Annotated in this window: 13 protein-coding genes; 11 read left to right on the top strand and 2 right to left on the bottom strand. The window is 26.7% G+C overall.

The features are described 5' to 3' along the window. Positions 1–31: 31 nt before the first annotated feature. Positions 32–1,597, bottom strand: coding sequence for an FAD-dependent oxidoreductase (locus ACYUEW_RS08600; RefSeq protein ID WP_460276585.1), 1,566 nt, complete (start codon positions 1,595–1,597; stop codon positions 32–34). 353 nt (positions 1,598–1,950) lie between these two features. On the opposite strand from ACYUEW_RS08600, the gene ACYUEW_RS08595 reads away from it, so the two are divergent. The 3 genes from ACYUEW_RS08595 to ACYUEW_RS08585 all read left to right on the top strand — a co-directional run bounded on the left by ACYUEW_RS08595 (position 1,951) and on the right by ACYUEW_RS08585 (position 7,195). Then, positions 1,951–3,810 carry a type IA DNA topoisomerase gene (locus tag ACYUEW_RS08595; protein ID WP_043031848.1) on the top strand — a complete coding sequence of 620 codons (1,860 nt, stop codon included), beginning with the start codon at positions 1,951–1,953 and terminating at the stop codon, positions 3,808–3,810. A gap of 25 nt (positions 3,811–3,835) precedes the next feature. Next, complete coding sequence (locus tag ACYUEW_RS08590) at positions 3,836–5,743, top strand: MutS family DNA mismatch repair protein (RefSeq protein ID WP_460276584.1); 1,908 nt, start codon at positions 3,836–3,838, stop codon at positions 5,741–5,743. 315 nt (positions 5,744–6,058) lie between these two features. Then, positions 6,059–7,195: an aldo/keto reductase gene (locus ACYUEW_RS08585; RefSeq protein ID WP_042385173.1), complete on the top strand. Its 1,137-nt coding sequence runs from the start codon at positions 6,059–6,061 to the stop codon at positions 7,193–7,195. Positions 7,196–7,257: 62 nt separating this feature from the next. On the opposite strand, the gene ACYUEW_RS08580 is transcribed toward ACYUEW_RS08585, so the two are convergent. Continuing rightward, complete coding sequence (locus ACYUEW_RS08580; protein ID WP_003486470.1) at positions 7,258–7,749, bottom strand: prolyl-tRNA synthetase associated domain-containing protein; 492 nt, start codon at positions 7,747–7,749, stop codon at positions 7,258–7,260. Between the two features lie 269 nt (positions 7,750–8,018). Between ACYUEW_RS08580 and ACYUEW_RS08575 the strand changes: the two genes are divergently transcribed. The 8 genes from ACYUEW_RS08575 to ACYUEW_RS08540 all read left to right on the top strand — a co-directional run bounded on the left by ACYUEW_RS08575 (position 8,019) and on the right by ACYUEW_RS08540 (position 16,741). Next, positions 8,019–8,717 (top strand): ABC transporter ATP-binding protein, encoded by a 699-nt coding sequence (locus tag ACYUEW_RS08575; protein ID WP_460276583.1) that lies wholly within the window; start codon positions 8,019–8,021, stop codon positions 8,715–8,717. Next, positions 8,718–10,931, top strand: coding sequence for an ABC transporter permease (locus ACYUEW_RS08570; RefSeq protein ID WP_043031851.1), 2,214 nt, complete (start codon positions 8,718–8,720; stop codon positions 10,929–10,931). A gap of 11 nt (positions 10,932–10,942) precedes the next feature. Beyond that, on the top strand, positions 10,943–11,566 hold the full coding sequence (locus tag ACYUEW_RS08565) for a TetR/AcrR family transcriptional regulator (protein WP_003486467.1): 624 nt from the start codon (positions 10,943–10,945) through the stop codon (positions 11,564–11,566). Between the two features lie 360 nt (positions 11,567–11,926). After that, positions 11,927–12,478, top strand: a complete 552-nt coding sequence (locus tag ACYUEW_RS08560) for a CD3072 family TudS-related putative desulfidase (RefSeq protein ID WP_043031852.1) — start codon at positions 11,927–11,929, stop codon at positions 12,476–12,478. A gap of 12 nt (positions 12,479–12,490) precedes the next feature. Beyond that, a complete protein-coding gene (locus ACYUEW_RS08555) occupies positions 12,491–13,588 on the top strand; it encodes an ABC transporter ATP-binding protein (protein ID WP_003486464.1) in 1,098 nt (365 codons plus the stop codon). Continuing rightward, a complete protein-coding gene (locus ACYUEW_RS08550; RefSeq protein WP_042385164.1) occupies positions 13,581–14,474 on the top strand; it encodes a carbohydrate ABC transporter permease in 894 nt (297 codons plus the stop codon). The genes ACYUEW_RS08555 and ACYUEW_RS08550 overlap by 8 nt, the downstream gene beginning before the upstream one ends. Positions 14,475–14,509: 35 nt before the next feature. Then, on the top strand, positions 14,510–15,334 hold the full coding sequence (locus ACYUEW_RS08545) for a carbohydrate ABC transporter permease (protein ID WP_042385162.1): 825 nt from the start codon (positions 14,510–14,512) through the stop codon (positions 15,332–15,334). 45 nt (positions 15,335–15,379) lie between these two features. Beyond that, entirely contained in the window at positions 15,380–16,741 is a 1,362-nt protein-coding gene (locus tag ACYUEW_RS08540) for an ABC transporter substrate-binding protein (protein WP_003486459.1), read from the top strand. Positions 16,742–16,844: the final 103 nt, after the last annotated feature.

Here is a 16,844-nt window from a genome sequence, read left to right as displayed (position 1 = left end):
AAAAATAGCTCTCCATCTTTATTTTATAATATTATAAAATATTTGGATCAATTCTATTAGGATTTTCTTTATAATGATTTAATTTATTAATAGCAGGCCCTTCAATAATATCACCTTCATAGCTAAATCTAGAGCCATGACAAGGGCAATCCCAAGATTTTTCTGCATCATTCCACTTGAGTTCGCAACCTAGGTGAGTACAAGTATTATCTACTAAATGAATAGTACCGGCATTATCTTTATAAGCTCCATACTTTCGTCCATCAATTGTAACAACTTTTCCTTGGTCATTATTAAGGTCTAATGTATTAGGTGCACCTTGTAGCTTACCTTTAACAAATTCTTTGGCTACATCTATATTTAAAGTAAATAAGTTTTTAATGGAACTGGAGGTCATAGGTCTTGATGGATTATATAAATCCTTCCAGGAATTTTCTTTATTAGTAATGAGATCCTTTAGTAATATTGCAGCAGCAGTACCATTTGTCATTCCCCATTCTCCAAAACCCGTAGCTACATAAATATTTTTAGTAGAAGAGGTTAAATGTCCTATGTAAGGCACTCCATCTAAAGTCATGTAATCTTGAGTTGACCAATAGTATAATATATTATCTATACTAAAAGTTTTTTCTGCAAAGGACTTTAAATTTTTATAATGAGTTAACGTATTTTCTCCATGAGCTGTCTTATGGCCCTCGCCGCCTACAAGAACAATTTTGCTGCCCTTATAATTTTGACAACGAAGAGAGCGTCCAGGTTCTTCAGCATTTATAAACACACCTTTGGGAAAGTCTTCCTTTGTTTCTACAGCTAAAACATAAGATTTTTTTGGAGAAAGTCTTGCAAAGTATAATCCTAAAGCATCATAGCAAGGAAAGTGTGAAGCTACAATAATTTTCGAAGAAGATATTTTCTTCTCATTATCAGTAGTACATACGCAGCTATTATCGCTATCAATGTCTACTATTTTTGTATTTTCAAATATATGACTTCCATCTCCAGGTATTTTATTGGCTAGGTCTAATAAATATTTTCGTGGATGAAATTGAGCTTGATTTTCAAAACATAAAGCAGCTTTTACAGGCAAAGAAATAGGAATACTATCTAAAAATTTTGCTTTTAATCCTAAGCTTAAAGCTGCCTCTGCTTCTTTTTTTATTGAAGATACAAAGTTTTCATCTTCAGTATAAATATAAGCAGGGAGTCTGTGAAAATCACAGTCTATAGAATATTCATTAACTATATTCTCTATGAAATTTATTGCAAATTCATTGGCATCTGCATACTTTTGTGCTTTTTCTATTCCCATTTCAGTAATTAACTTATCGTATATTAAATGATGTTGAGAGGTTATTTTGGCCGTAGTATGGCCAGAAGTACCTTGGCATATTTTATCTGCATCTATCAGTGCAACTTTAAAACCTTCTTTTTTTAGAAGAAGAGAAGTAGTAATTCCTACTATACCAGCACCGATAACAGTTATATCCACAGTGATATCTTCATTTAAAACAGGATAGTCTGTTTCTGGAGTAGAGTCTAACCAATAAGATTTAAAAACCCCTTCAAAATTTTCACAGGTATTACATGATTTGTTCATTAATATCTATCCTTTCTTTAACTCGTAATATATAGATTTCAATATATATGTTAGCTTTTGTAATTAATAAAGAAATATTCTAAGACTTAATTTAATAATGGTAACTTCTTTAAAGTGAAAAGGAGCAGAAAGTTCTAAAATTTTTAGTTAAGATAATTTAAAAAAAGAGGAAAACATTCAAAATTTTTTAAGTTTGAATTTAACTAAAAAGAAAGAGCTGTCTCCTATTTTTGAGATTTAATATAGTTAAAAAGAATGAATTATACCCTATTTTTACAGAATAATTCTACTAAAATATGATATAATCATTAAATGAATAATTAAAACGAATAAATTATAGTGATGGTGAGAAAATGAGCAAATTATTATTAGCAGAAAAGCCCTCTGTAGCTAGAAATATAGGAGAGGCACTAGGGTGTAAAACTAGGGAAAACGGATACTTAGAAGGTAATGGATATATAGTTACCTGGGCCTTTGGTCATTTATTAACCTTATATGATTGCAAGGATTACGATCCTAAATTAGCTCTTTGGAGTTTTGAAAATTTTCCATATATACCTAAAGAGTTTAAATATAAAATAAAAAATGATGGTAAGAATAGAAATGTGGTAGATCCAGGAGCAAAAAAACAACTTGAAATAATAAAGGAACTTATAAATAGAGAAGAGGTAGAAGAAATAATATCTGCTACTGACTATGATAGAGAAGGGGAACTTATAGCACTTTTAATATTTAATTATTTAAAAGCAAATAAACCTATATATAGAATACTTATAAATGAATGGACACCTACAGAAATAAAAAAAGGTCTTAAGGATTTGAAAAAGAACGAAGAAATGATAAACTTACAAGATGCAGGAGTAAGTAGACAATTAGCAGATTGGGTTATAGGTATAAATTTTACATCTATAGCCACTATGAAATATACAAGAGGAAAAGGAAATCTTCTTAATATAGGTAGAGTATTAATGCCAACTTTAAAGATTATATATGACAGAGAAATGGAAATTAAAAATTTTAAGGTAGAAGAGTTTTATGAATTAGAAGCCACTTTTAAAAATGAAAAAGGCGAATATAAAGGTAAATTCTTTTATGGCAAAAAAGAAAAATTTCCAAATAAAAAAATTATGGAAAAGCTTAAAGCTGAAATAAAGGACAAAAATGGATTAGTAACAGAAAAAACTGTAGAAATTAAAAAGGAAAATCCACCAAGTTTATTTAATTTAAGTAATCTTCAAGGATATATTACAAGTAAATATAAAGGTTTTACTGCAGATAAAGTTTTAAAGGTATCCCAAAGTCTTTATGAAAAAAAATATATAACCTATCCAAGAACTGAAAGTACAGCCTTAGAAGAGAGTATTAAGGATAAAGCAAAAAAAGTATTAGAGGTTTTAAAAAATGATTTACCTTTTAAAGAGGAAATAGTTTTTAACACTTCAAAAAAGGTGTTTAACAATGCTAAGGTAGAAAGCCACAGTGCTATAATGCCAACCTACATAATACCTAAAAATTTAACTCCAGATGAAAGATTAGTATATGATGCAGTTAAAAATAGATTTATATCTCAATTTATGAAAGAAGCACAGTATGAAAATACAGAAATAGTAACTACTGTACTAGGAGAAAATTATGAAAGATTATTTAAGACAAAGGGCAAAATACTTAAAGCTAAAGGTTGGCTAAAGTTATATAAAGAAAAGAAGAAAGATGAACTTTTACCACCTATAGAAAAAGATGATGAAGTAGAAATGAAAAGTTTAAAAATAATATCAAAAAAGACTAAACCACCTGCTCATCATACAGAAAAAACTTTGCTTAAAGCTATGGAAACCTGTGGTAAAAACACAAAACAAAATGAAGATAATGAGGAAGAATCAAACATATTATATGGATATTCCATAGGAACAGCAGCTACTAGAGCAGAAACTATAAACAAGTTAAAATATGCAGGCTATATAACTCCTAAGGGGAAATCCTTATTAATAACAGATAAAGGTACTAAATTAATAGAAACCTTTCCTATAAGAGAACTTTTAGATACAGATTATACAGGAAAATTAGAAAAGAAATTATATGATATGGAAAAAGGAAAATTTAAAAGAGAAGATTTCCTAAAGGAAATATTTAATTTTACTGTAAATGGGGTAAATAAAATAAAAAATATAAGATCAAATGTAATTTGTGATACAAGAGTTAAAAATAATAAATAATATTAATGACAAAGGAGGGATTTAAATGCTACAGGATAAATTTTTAACTAAAATAAAAGAGCAGGGAAAAAATATTAAAGAGTATAGCAATATCTATAGTATATTGGGGACTTTAAGATTGATATCTATGATAGGGCTTATATATTTTATTTATAAAGCTTTAAATTCAAGTGTTTATAGTAAATATTTAGGGTTATCCATTTTAATGGCATGTATGTTTATAGCTTTAATAATAAAGCATAGCAATATAAAGAATAAACTTAAATTTTCCAAAGAAATGATAAATATAAATAAAAAATATGTAGATAGAATCAATGGACAATGGATAGAATTTCAGGATAGAGGAGAAGAATTTATTTCAGAAGATCATCCTTATTCAGGAGATTTGGATATAGTGGGAAAAGAATCACTTTTTCAACTTATAAACACAACTAACACCAAGGATGGTAGAGATAATTTAGCAAAATTATTATTAGAGCCAAATAAAAATAAAGATGAAATAATTTTAAACCAAAGAGCTGTAAAGGAGTTAGGAGAAAAATTAGAGTTTTGCCAAAACTTAGAATATACAACAGGAAAATATAAAGAAAAGCTAAAAAGCACAGAAAAACTTATGAAATATATAAGGGAAAATGGTATTTTAATAAAAAGTAAAGTAATAAAAAATATATTGTACATAATGCCATTAATTACAGTGCCTTTATCACTAGGTATAATTATATTAAAGCTTAAGAATCTATATACTTTAGTAGGAGTTTTAGGTATTGTTCAATGCTTAATATGGATGTTAAAAGCTTTAAAAATTAATGCTATCCTGCAATCTATAGATAAACTTAAATATAATTTTCAAACCTATAGTAAGGTGTTAAAGTTAATAGAAAAGGAAGAATTAGAGTGTGAAAAATTAAAGAGCATAAAGAAAGTACTTTTTAATGAAAAAGAAAGTTCTATTAAAGCTATAAAGGAATTAAATATAATTTCGGAGAAGGTTAATTTAAGGTACAATGGTATTTTATATATAGTCTTAAATATATTTTTCCTTTGGGATTACCAATGTGTTTTTTCCCTAGAGTCTTGGAAATTAAAATATGGCGATAAAATAGAAAAATGGCTAAATGGCATAGGAGAAATAGAAAGTTTTGCAAGTTTAGCTGTTTTAACTCATATAAATAACAAAATTTCTTTTCCTAATATATATGATTCCGATAAAAAAACAAGTTTAAATAAAAATACTCAGTCTAATAGTTTACATAAGGAGAATTTTAAATCTGAAAAAGATAGTTATCCTAATTTAAAATTAGAATATGGTGATAATTTAAAGATAGAATGTAAAAACATAGGGCATCCTTTAATTAATATAAAGGATAGAGTATGCAATGATTTAACTATGAAAAATAATATTCTCCTTATAACTGGATCTAATATGTCGGGAAAAACTACTTTTTTAAGAACGCTAGGAATTAATTTAGTTTTAGCTTATAGTGGGGCACCAGTGTGTGCAGAAGAAATGAGCTCTTCCCTTATGGACATATATACTTCTATGAGAATAACAGACGATTTAAAGGGTGGTATATCTACATTTTATAGAGAGCTTATAAAAATTAAAAATATAATTAACCATTCAAAAAATAAGAGCCCTATGATTTTTCTAATAGATGAAATATTTAGAGGAACAAACTCTAAAGATAGATATATAGGAGCCAAAAATGTATTGTTTAACCTAAATAAACCTTGGATAATAGGGGGATTAACTACTCATGATTTAGAACTTTGTGTTTTAGATAAAGATGAAAGAATAAAAAATTATCATTTCTCAGAATACTATAAGAATAATGAAATATATTTTGACTATAAAATAAAAAAAGGACAGTCTACCACGACTAATGCTAAATATCTTATGAATATGGTTGGTATAGAGATTTTAGAAGAATAAAATAGACCTAATAGGGTGTTTCAAAATAGATTAAATTTAATTTTAATGACAAAAATACACTTCATAAACCAATTAGTGTGCTTATGAAGTGTGTTTTTTATCTTTCTTATATTAAATGCACTATTTACTGTACCAACAGCATGGGGTTTAATAATAGATGAAATTTTATATATAGTTTTTATGATAGTAATTATAATCTTGTAATATTGCCAATGGATATTAAATTCAAAATAAAACTTAAAAATGTAATAATGTTAATAATATAGAATATATATTTTTAATAGACAAGTTGAAAAAATCTAAAGGGGGATGAAAATGTTATATAGAAAATTTGGAAAAACCGATGAAGAGGTTTCTATATTAGGATTTGGATGTATGAGACTTCCAGTAATAGATGATGATCCAGCTAAAATTGATGAGAAGAAAGCTATAAGACAAATAAGATATGCTATTGATAAAGGGGTTAACTATATAGATACAGCTTATCCATATCATGAAGGTGCCAGTGAATTTTTAGTAGGAAAGGCTCTTAAAGATGGATATAGAGAAAGGATAAAATTAGCTACTAAACTTCCTTCCTGGCTTATAAAAAGTAGAGAGGATATGGATAAATATTTAAATGAGCAGTTAGAAAAATTACAAACAGATCATATAGATTTTTATCTTTTGCATGCTCTCAATAAGGAAGATTGGGAAAATTTAAAGAAGCATAATGTATTTGAGTTTTTAGATAAAGCTATAGAAGATGGAAGAATAAAATATGCAGGTTTTTCTTTTCATGATGAATTATCTTTGTTTAAGGAAATAGTAGACGCTTATGATTGGAGTTTTTGTCAAATTCAATATAATTTTATAGATGAAAATTATCAAGCAGGTACAAAAGGGCTTAAATATGCTTCACAAAAAGGTCTTGCAGTTGTAATAATGGAACCTTTAAGAGGTGGAAACTTAGCAAGAGTAGTTCCAGATGATGTTAAGAAACTATGGAATAAAGCTCGTATTAAGAGAAGTCCTGCTCAGTGGGGATTTAGATTCTTATGGAATTATCCAGAAATAACTGTAGTTTTAAGTGGTATGGAAAAAATGGCTCACATAGAAGAAAACATAAAAGAATCTAACAACGGATATGCAAATTCTTTAACAGAAAAAGAGCTTGAATTAATTGATAAAGTTAAAGAAATATATATAAGTAGAATAAAGGTTGATTGTACAAATTGTAGATACTGTATGCCATGTCCCTTTGGAGTAAATATACCTAAAAACTTTAAGTACTTAAATATGGCTTCAATTTATAGTGATGTGAAAAAACAAAAGAAAAAATATGTAAGTTACTTAAATAAAAATGAAAAAGCTTCAAACTGTAGGAAATGTGGAAAATGTGAAGAAGCCTGTCCTCAGAATATTAAAATAAGAAATATGTTAGAGGAAGTGGTTAAAACCTTTGAACCTTAACAAATTGTTTTCAATTTGTTAAGGTTCTTGCTTTGTTACTTTTTTTAAGAGCACTTCTATTTTTAAATATTTACCTCTTTAATTTCATTTCCAGTCCATTGTAAAAATTTATAAAAATCCTCATAATCAATAGTAAGAGTAGCTGTATTTGTATTAGGATGAAAATTAATTTTACCATCATGCTTTAAATCCTTATCTAGAAGTACCTTTACTTTTTTATCAGAATTATTCATAAGCCCAAATGGAGTAACACTTCCAGGAGTAAGCCCTAAATGTTTATAAAGCCTTTCTTCTGATGCCATGGAAAGAGGTGTGCTTCCTATTTCCTTTGCCAAAGCCTTTAAATCTGCCATTTTTTCATCACACAAAATAAGAAGGTAATGTATATTTCCTTTTCTATTTCTAAGAAATAAGTTTTTGCAATGTTGCCCTTCTATATCTAATTGCAAATTATTTACCTCTTTTATTGTATAAACTGCCTCATGTTCATGCTTAATATATTTAATATTTAGCTCATCTAAAATATTGTATATTTTTTCTTTACCTTTGTTCATTTATTTCACCTTCCTATGAAATTTTCTTAAGGATTATGTAAAAGTCCTTAGTATTTATTTTTTGAAATGTTTATTGCTTAGACTTTATTATAATGTATTTTAGAAATAATTTCATTATATTTTATATTTTCTGAATTCTAAGGAGAACTAAATTTGTTTTATCACTAAAAATTATTAAATTAATGTATTTGTATTAAAACTAAAAAATATTGACCCCATGGTCAATAGGTGGTAATATGTAGTTAAAATAAAAAGGGGAGATGTTAGTTATGTATCTTTCATTAAAGAATATAGGGAAAAAATTTAATATAGCAGGTAGAGAATTTTGGGTGCTTAAAGATATAAATTTAGAAATAGAAAAGGGGAATATTGTTACCATTTTGGGACCTTCTGGGTCAGGAAAATCTACTTTATTAAATATAATAGGTGGCATAGATAAGGCAGATAAGGGTCAGTTTATTTTAAAGGATAATATTATAAGTGATCTTAAAGATCAGGAGCTTACTTTATATAGAAGAGAAAAATTAGGATTTGTGTTTCAATTTTATAATTTAATACCAAATCTTACGGTATGGGAAAATATAGAAGTAGCCTCTAATATAAGCCATAATCCTAGGGATATTAAAGAAATATTAGAGAAAGTTCATTTATATGATAAGAAAGATAAGTTTCCACAGGAATTAAGTGGGGGAGAACAACAAAGGGTTTCCATAGCTAGAGCTATTATAAAAAATCCAGAATTACTTTTATGTGATGAACCTACAGGTGCTTTAGATTATACAACATCAAAGGAAATACTAAAATTATTAGAGGAAATAAATAAGGAATTTAAGACTACAATTTTAATAGTAACTCACAATGAACCTATAGCTTCTATAAGTGACAAGATAATAAAGATTAGAGATGGAGGAATTTCTGAATTTATAAATAATAAAGAAAAAATTTCAGCGGAAAAGGTGGTGTGGTAGATGATTCTATCTAAAAGAATTAAAAGAGTTATAAAATCCAATAGAGGTTCTTATATAGGGTGTACTTTATTAGTTTTACTAAGTTGTATACTCTTTTCCTCTTTTAATGTGGCTTTTAGAAATATAGATAAAAATTTTAAAGAGTTTGTTGAGGATTATAATTTAGATTCTGCTAAAATCATGGTTAATAAATCTATAGATAATATAGAAAAATTAGAAGAAAAATTTAATATATACCTTGAAAAAAGGTATGAAATGGATTATAGCTTGGATGATAATACTACCTTAAGAATATTTAGTAAAACATCTAAAATAAATAAGTCCTATATTATACAGGGAAGAGATATAATAAATAAAAATGAGATACTCTTAGATCCATCCTTTTCAAAGGAGAAAAATATAAAATTAAAAGATAAAATAAAAATACAAGGAAAAGAGTTTAAAGTAGTTGGATTTTTTGCATTGCCAGATTATATTTATCCTCTAAAATCTGAAACAGATCTTATATGGAACGCTAAAAATTTTGGCATAGCTTCTATGTCAGAGAATAATATGGAAGAGTTAAAGGGAATAAAAACCTTTTACCACACAGTGTTTAAAGAAAATAATGAAAAGCAATTTAGAAAATATATAGAAAAAAACTATAATATATTATCCTACATAGAAAGGGAAAATAATGTAAGATATTCCTTTGTAAAAACTAAGTTAGATAGTTCTATAATCATGGCGATAACTCTTCCTATGGTTATAATTTTGTTAACCTCTGTTCTTTTATCCATAGTGATATGGAGAATGATAAAAATAGATTTAAAACAGATAGGGACTTTATATGCCTTAGGTTATAAGAAAGGTGAAATATTAAAGCATTATATGAATTATCCTATTATAATTGCTATTATAGGAGGAGTAATAGGTACCATATTGGGGCTATTTTTTTCGAAACCTCTAAGCCAGTTTATGCTAAGTTATTTCAATATACCTTTAATAAAAGAAAATTATAGTGTAAGTTATATTATTTTAAGTCTAATAATACCCTTATTCTTCTTGAGTTCAACCTCACTTATTGTACTATTAAAAGTTTTAAAAATGTCTCCTGTTAATCTTATGAAAGGTTTCAAAAATAAAGGGAAAGTAAACAAATTAGAAAAAAGCTTAAAACTTTATAGATTTAAATTTGAAAATAAGTTTAAAATAAGAGAGATTACAAGAAATGTGGGAAGAACTATTATATTATTAGTGGGTATAATAATAGCTTCCATGTTTTTGCTTATGGGGTTTATGAGTAAAGATTCCATGGATTCTTTACTAAAGGCTCAAAGAAATATAAACCAATATGAGTATAATTATATTTTGAAAAATATTCAAAGTGAAAAAAACTATACTGGGGAAAAATATAATCTATCCTCTTTTAAAGTAGATAATGACAAAGAACCTATACCTATATATGGTATAGAAAAAGATACACAGCTTATAAATTTAAAGGATTCGAAAGGAGAAAAAATACAGTTCAATAAAATTATAATAACTAAAGCATTAGCAGAAAAATTAAATATTGATAAAGGGGATAGAATAAAAATATATAATACTTATAAGGATAAAGGATTTTTTATAAATATAGATGAAATAGCAGATAATTATGTTACTAAAAGTATATATATACCTCTTGATGAATTTAATACTATGATGAATTATGAAAAAAATAGTTATATAGGATTATATTCAAAAGAAAAATTAGATATAGATGAAAACTTAATATTTAAGGTAGAAAGTAAAAAAGAAATTGAAGAAGCCTTTAAATCTATGACAGAGCCTATGAAATATTCCCTTACTATTATGGCAGTTTTTGCGATTATAATCGCTTTAATCGTAATATATGTTATAACTTCTATAATCGTAGAAGAAAACAAAGGTAATATATCTATGCTAAAAATATTAGGATATAAAGAGCAAGAAATAAATTCTTTAATATTAAATACAGGAAAAATTCCTGTTATAATAGGTTATTTATTTTCTATACCTATATTAAAAATTTCTATGGGACAGCTTATGAAAAAGGTAGCAAAGGATATTAATTTTTCAATACCTATGAATATTTCATTAAAGTATACTATAATAGGTTTTGTAATAATATATTTAACCTATGAAATATCAAAAATATTATCTAAGAAAAAAATTCTAACTATATCTATGGTAGATTTTATGAAGGCTGAATAGGAGAAGATTTTATGGATGACAATTTAAAGAATATACCGGAAGATAAAAAAGAAGCTATACTAAAAGCTGCTTTAGAAGAGTTTGCTACAAGGGGATATGAAAAGGCTTCTACAAATAAAATAGTAGAAAAAGCAGGCGTATCAAAGGGGCTTTTGTTTCATTACTTTTGTAATAAAAAGGGATTATTTATATATGTATATAACTATTATTTTAAGTTTTTGAAAGAAGAGTTATATATGAAGGTAGATACAGAGGAAAGGGATATTCTAGAACGAGTAAAAAAATGGACTATGATAAAAATGAACCTTATAGAAAAGTATCCTAGTATATTTATGCTATTTATAAAATCTATATTGAATATGCCTAAAGATATAAAATCTACTTTAGAAAAAATCCAATCAAAGGAAACAAAAGAAGCCTATGAAAATTTTTTATCCAATATAGATTATTCCAAATTTAAAGAGAATATTGATATACAGAAGTGTTTAAAAATACTAATGTGGACATTAGAGAAATATGGTGAAGAATATATAGTTCTTAATATAAATAAGCCACTATTACAAATAAATAAGGATAATATTAGAAAAGAGATAGAAGAATACGTGGATATATTAAAGGCTGGTTTTTATAGATAGTTTATTAATTATACAAAATGATGACTAGAAATAGATTTAATTTTAATATAACAAATATAAAAAATTAGGAAATGAGTTAGTTTATAGATTGAATTTTTTATATTTGAGGTGTTAAAATTAAATCTATTTTATTTTGAGAGAGCCTTTGTTATGTTATACGAGATATAACTTATATAATTTATTTTTATATGAAATTTAATAACATTTAATAGTATAAATAAAACAAATAGTTATAAACAAAATTATAAATTTTATCTATTTGATTAGAAAATGCCACTATTATATAATGAAGTTTGATTTAAAATGGAATATTAGTAATTTTTTATACAAAATAGTATATATGGATAAGAAGGAGATATAATGGAAAAAGAAAAAATAATATTTTTATCTCATTGTATATTAAATAAAAGTTCTAAAGTGAAATATTATGGAGAAGAAAAGAATAGAGAAAAAGATGAGAAAATAAAAAATTTACTAAAGTTACTTATGGATAATAATATATCAATTATTCAACTTCCCTGTCCTGAATTAACTTGCTATGGGATTAAAAGATGGGGACATGTAAAAGATCAATTTGATACCCCCCATTTTAGAAAACATTGTAGAGAATTATTTTCGATATATTTAGAGCAAATGGAAGAGTATATTAATAATGATTATGAAATTTTAGGGATTGTAGGAATAGAAGGAAGTCCAACCTGTGGTGTAAATAAAACCTGTGTAGGTAAATGGGGAGGAGAACTTTCGTCTAATAACGAGCTACAAAGCATTATAGGAACCATAAAAAGGGTAAATGAAAGAGGAATATTTATGGAAGAAATAAAAAAAATATTAGAAGAAAAACAGTTAAATATTAATATCATAGGATTAGACGAAAAAAATATAGAGGGTATATATGAACTCTTTCTGTAGGACGGTGTTAAAATGAATTTGAAAATTGAAAATCTTACCATAAAATTCAAAGAGGTTACTGCTGTAAAGAATTTAAATTTAGATATAGAGGAAGGGACTATTGTAACATTATTAGGGCCAAGTGGATGTGGTAAAAGCACTACATTATATACTATAGCTGGATTGTACAAGCCTACTAAAGGGAATATATATTTTAATGATAGGATTATAGATAATTTAGAGCCAGAAAAAAGAAATATAGGCATGGTTTTTCAAAATTATGCTCTATATCCTCATATGACTGTATATAAGAATATAGAATTTCCTTTAAAAATGAAAAAGATTAAATCTAAAGAAGCAAAGGAAAAAGTAGAAAGTATAGCTAAATTGGTTAAGATAGAAGATTTGTTAGAAAGAAAACCTTCACAACTATCAGGGGGACAACAACAAAGAGTGGCTATAGCAAGAGCTTTGGTTAAAGAGCCAGAAATACTATTGTTAGATGAACCTTTGTCTAATTTAGATGCCAGGCTTAGGATTGAAATGAGGGAAGAAATAAGGAGAATACAAAAAGAATTAAATATAACTACTATATTTGTTACCCATGATCAAGAAGAGGCTATGACAATGTCAGATAAAATTGCCTTATTAAAAAAAGGGGAACTTCAACAATATGATAAACCAGAAAACCTATATATAAAACCTAATAATTTATTTGTGGCTAAATTTTTAGGAAATCCTCCTATAAATATTTTAGATGGTGAAGTAGATAAAAATAGTAATTTTTTAAAAGTTTTTGAAGGTAAAACTATATTACATTTAGATGATTTTATTAAAGATAAAAATATAGAAGATGGTACATATAAAATTGCCATAAGATGTGAAGATTTTATACTAGGAGAAAAGGATAGGTCTACTATAAAAGGCACTATAGAAATGGCAGAAATGATAGGAAGAGATACTATAATAAAAGTAAAAGTAGGTAATGATTATATAAGATGCATAATACCCTATGAAAATTTAAATAAAAATGAGAAAACAGTATATCTAAATATAAAAAAATATAAGATACATTTTTTTAGTTTTGAAGATGAAAAAAATCTATTAATTAAAGGTGAAGAAAGTGAATAATAATAAAAATTTAAAATCCTTTGTAAAAGGTATTATGTATATAGCACCAGCTTTTGTACTACTCTTAATTTTTAATATTTATCCTATAATAAAATCCTTTGATATGAGTTTTTATACTCGTTATAACTACTATAAGGATATAGTTTATGCTAGGGGATTAGATAATTTTTATTACATATTTAGTGATAAAGAATTTTTAACAGCTATGAAAAATACTTTTATATATGTGCTTTATGTTATGCCTATATCTATTATTTTATCATTGATAATTGCTATTTTACTAAATTCAAATATAAAATTTAGAGGTTTTTTTAGAACTGTATATTTTATACCCTTTATAACATCAACAGTAGCCATATCTATGGTTTGGAGATGGATGTATCATGCAGATCATGGAATTATAAATTATCTATTACAAGCAATAGGATTATCTCCTGTTAAGTGGCTTTCAGATCCTAAATGGGCTATGCCTAGTTTAATTATATTAAGTGTATGGAAAAGTCTTGGTTATAATATAGTCATATTTTTAGCAGGACTTCAAAATATAGATGAGCAGTATAATTTAGCAGCTAAATTAGATGGAGCTAATAAGTGGGAAAGGATCAAAAATATAACTGTACCGCTTTTATCACCAACTATATTTTTTGTATGCATAATGACTTTGATAAGCTCTTTTAAGATTTTTGGAGAAATATTTGCCTTGTTTGATAAGCAACCTGGACCATTGAATAGCTGTCTTACTATGGTATATTACATATACAACAAATTTTATAATCAGTATCAATATGGCATTGCATCTGCTGCAGTATTTGTTCTTTTTATAATAATAAGCCTATTTAATTTTATTCAATTTTATATAGGAAAGAAAAAAGTAGAATATCATTAAATTATCTAGAGCATATTATGCAAGGAGATTATATTATGACAAAAAATATTTTAAAGAAATCTTTGATTTATATTATATTAGTATTAGGATGTATTATTACTTTGTTACCTTTCCTGTGGATGATAAGTACATCATTAAAGCCCTTTAATGAAATATTTTTAATGCCACCTAAATTGATACCATCTAAAATAATGTGGAAAAATTATGGAGAGGTTCAAAGTAAAATACCTTTACTAAAATATTTTTTAAATAGTGTGTTTATAACTTTAGGTATAACTTTAGGAACTCTTATTACTACTATTTTAGCAGCATTTGCTTTTTCAAAAGTTAAGTTTTGGGGCAGGGATGTAATATTTTCTATATTTATTGGAACTATGATGATACCAGGAGAGGTTATATTAATACCTAATTACATAACTATATCCAAGGTAGGTTGGATGAATAGCTATGAAGCCTTAATAATACCCTGGATTGTAAGTGTATTTTCTATATTTTTATTAAGACAATTTTTCTTTACTATACCAGAACCTCTTTATAGAGCAGCAAAAATAGATGGGTGCAGTGATTTTAAATTCTTGTGGACCATAATGGTTCCTTTATCAAAGCCAGCTTTAATAACTATAGCATTACTTAGAATTATAAACAGCTGGAATGAATTTTTATGGCCACTTATTGTAACTAATATACCAAATATGAGAACACTTCCAGTAGGGCTTATGACATTTACATCAGAGGCTGGAGCGGACTATCATTTATTAATGGCTGCAGCTACTATGATAATAATTCCAATACTTATAGTTTATTTTGTACTACAAAAATATATAATATCTGGTATGACCAAATCTGGAATAAAGGGATAATTTGTTTTTAAATAAATTTAATATAAATAAGTTGGAGGGGATAAAATGAAATTTAAAAAATTAACAGCTCTTATCACAGTAGTTACATTAACCTTTGGGTTAGCAGCCTGTGGTAGCAATAAGGAAGATGCATCAAAAAAGGAAGAGTCAAAAACCACAATAGCAACAGAGATAAAAGAACCTGTTACAATTGAATTTTGGCATGCTATGAATGGTGAGAACGAAGCTGCACTAAAAGATATAACAGAGGAATTTAATAAAAAAAATAAGGATAAGATAACAGTAAAATTAGTATACCAAGGTCATTATAAAGAATTATTTTCAAAATTAGATGGTGCTGCTAAATCTAAAAAATTACCAGCATTAACTATGATATATCCAAATAGATTGACAGCTTATGTTATGAATGATTTAGTAGAAAATTTAAATCCTTATATTGAAAATGAAAAAATAGGATTTAAAAAGGATGTATGGAATGATATTCCAGAATTTGTAAGAGATAATGGCATGTGGAATGATAAACATTATTCACTTCCATTTAATAAAGGTACATATCTTCTTTTTTACAATGAAGAGTTGCTAAAAAAATATAATGTAAAAGTTCCAACTAATTGGGATGAGTTAAAGGAAGCCTCTAAAAAATTAACTGTAGATACTAATGGTGATGGGAAAAATGATATATACGGCTTAGGATTAAATTCATCTGTAGGAATAGATTCAAGTTTTTGGGTAGAACAAGCAGGTGGACATTTAATAGATGAAGCCAATGATAAACTTCTTTTCAATTCAAAAGAGGGAGTAGAAGCCTTTGATTTTTTATCAGGATTAGTTAAATCAGGTAATGCTAAAATAGCCACTGAAGAAAAATATATGACTGGTGCTTTTAGTAGAGGAGAAGCAGCTATGGGAATTTCTTCAATATCAGCCTTACCAGATATAATAAAGGCTTGTAAAGGAAACAATATAAACTTTAAAACTGCAGTGCTACCAGAAGGAAAGAAAAAAGCAGCATTATTTTCAGGTACAGATGTAGCAATATTTAATACTCCTTCATCAGAAGAGAAACTAGCAGCCTTTGAATATTTAAAATTCTTTATGGAAAAAGAAAGTCAAACAAAGTGGGCTACTAAGTCAGGTTATTTACCACTTAGAAAATCTGTTGCAGATTCAAAAGAATTTAAAGATTATGTAGAAAAAGAAAACCCAGCAAAGGGAGAAGCCGTTAAAGAATTTGATTATGGTTACTGTGATCCTAAAGTATTAAATGGATATGCTATACATGATAATATGGCTAAAGCTTTAGATGAGATAATAGATGGAAAGAAAGATTCAAAACAAGCTTTAGGTGATGCAGAAAAGAAAGCAAGACAAGAGCTAGATGAAGCTAAAAAAGCTTTTGGAAAATAGGCATAAAAATTAACAGTTATAGTACTTATTTTGGATAATATAAAAGAATGAAGAAATTATAATAAAAAATCATAAATTCTAAAAATTTACCCTATAGAGTGGA

The organism is Clostridium sp. CTA-1 (assembly GCF_054768215.1).
The sequence above is the reverse complement of the archived record's forward strand: the minus strand, read 5'-3'. Positions and strand labels throughout refer to the sequence as shown.

Coding starts and splice junctions, on each gene's coding strand:
- ACYUEW_RS08565 (WP_003486467.1), top strand. CDS start 10,943: ATGGATGACAATTTAAAGAATATACCGGAAGATAAAAAAGAAGCTATA.
- ACYUEW_RS08575 (WP_460276583.1), top strand. CDS start 8,019: ATGTATCTTTCATTAAAGAATATAGGGAAAAAATTTAATATAGCAGGT.
- ACYUEW_RS08545 (WP_042385162.1), top strand. CDS start 14,510: ATGACAAAAAATATTTTAAAGAAATCTTTGATTTATATTATATTAGTA.
- ACYUEW_RS08600 (WP_460276585.1), bottom strand. CDS start 1,597: ATGAACAAATCATGTAATACCTGTGAAAATTTTGAAGGGGTTTTTAAA.
- ACYUEW_RS08590 (WP_460276584.1), top strand. CDS start 3,836: ATGCTACAGGATAAATTTTTAACTAAAATAAAAGAGCAGGGAAAAAAT.
- ACYUEW_RS08580 (WP_003486470.1), bottom strand. CDS start 7,749: ATGAACAAAGGTAAAGAAAAAATATACAATATTTTAGATGAGCTAAAT.
- ACYUEW_RS08560 (WP_043031852.1), top strand. CDS start 11,927: ATGGAAAAAGAAAAAATAATATTTTTATCTCATTGTATATTAAATAAA.
- ACYUEW_RS08595 (WP_043031848.1), top strand. CDS start 1,951: ATGAGCAAATTATTATTAGCAGAAAAGCCCTCTGTAGCTAGAAATATA.
- ACYUEW_RS08540 (WP_003486459.1), top strand. CDS start 15,380: ATGAAATTTAAAAAATTAACAGCTCTTATCACAGTAGTTACATTAACC.
- ACYUEW_RS08570 (WP_043031851.1), top strand. CDS start 8,718: ATGATTCTATCTAAAAGAATTAAAAGAGTTATAAAATCCAATAGAGGT.
- ACYUEW_RS08585 (WP_042385173.1), top strand. CDS start 6,059: ATGTTATATAGAAAATTTGGAAAAACCGATGAAGAGGTTTCTATATTA.
- ACYUEW_RS08555 (WP_003486464.1), top strand. CDS start 12,491: ATGAATTTGAAAATTGAAAATCTTACCATAAAATTCAAAGAGGTTACT.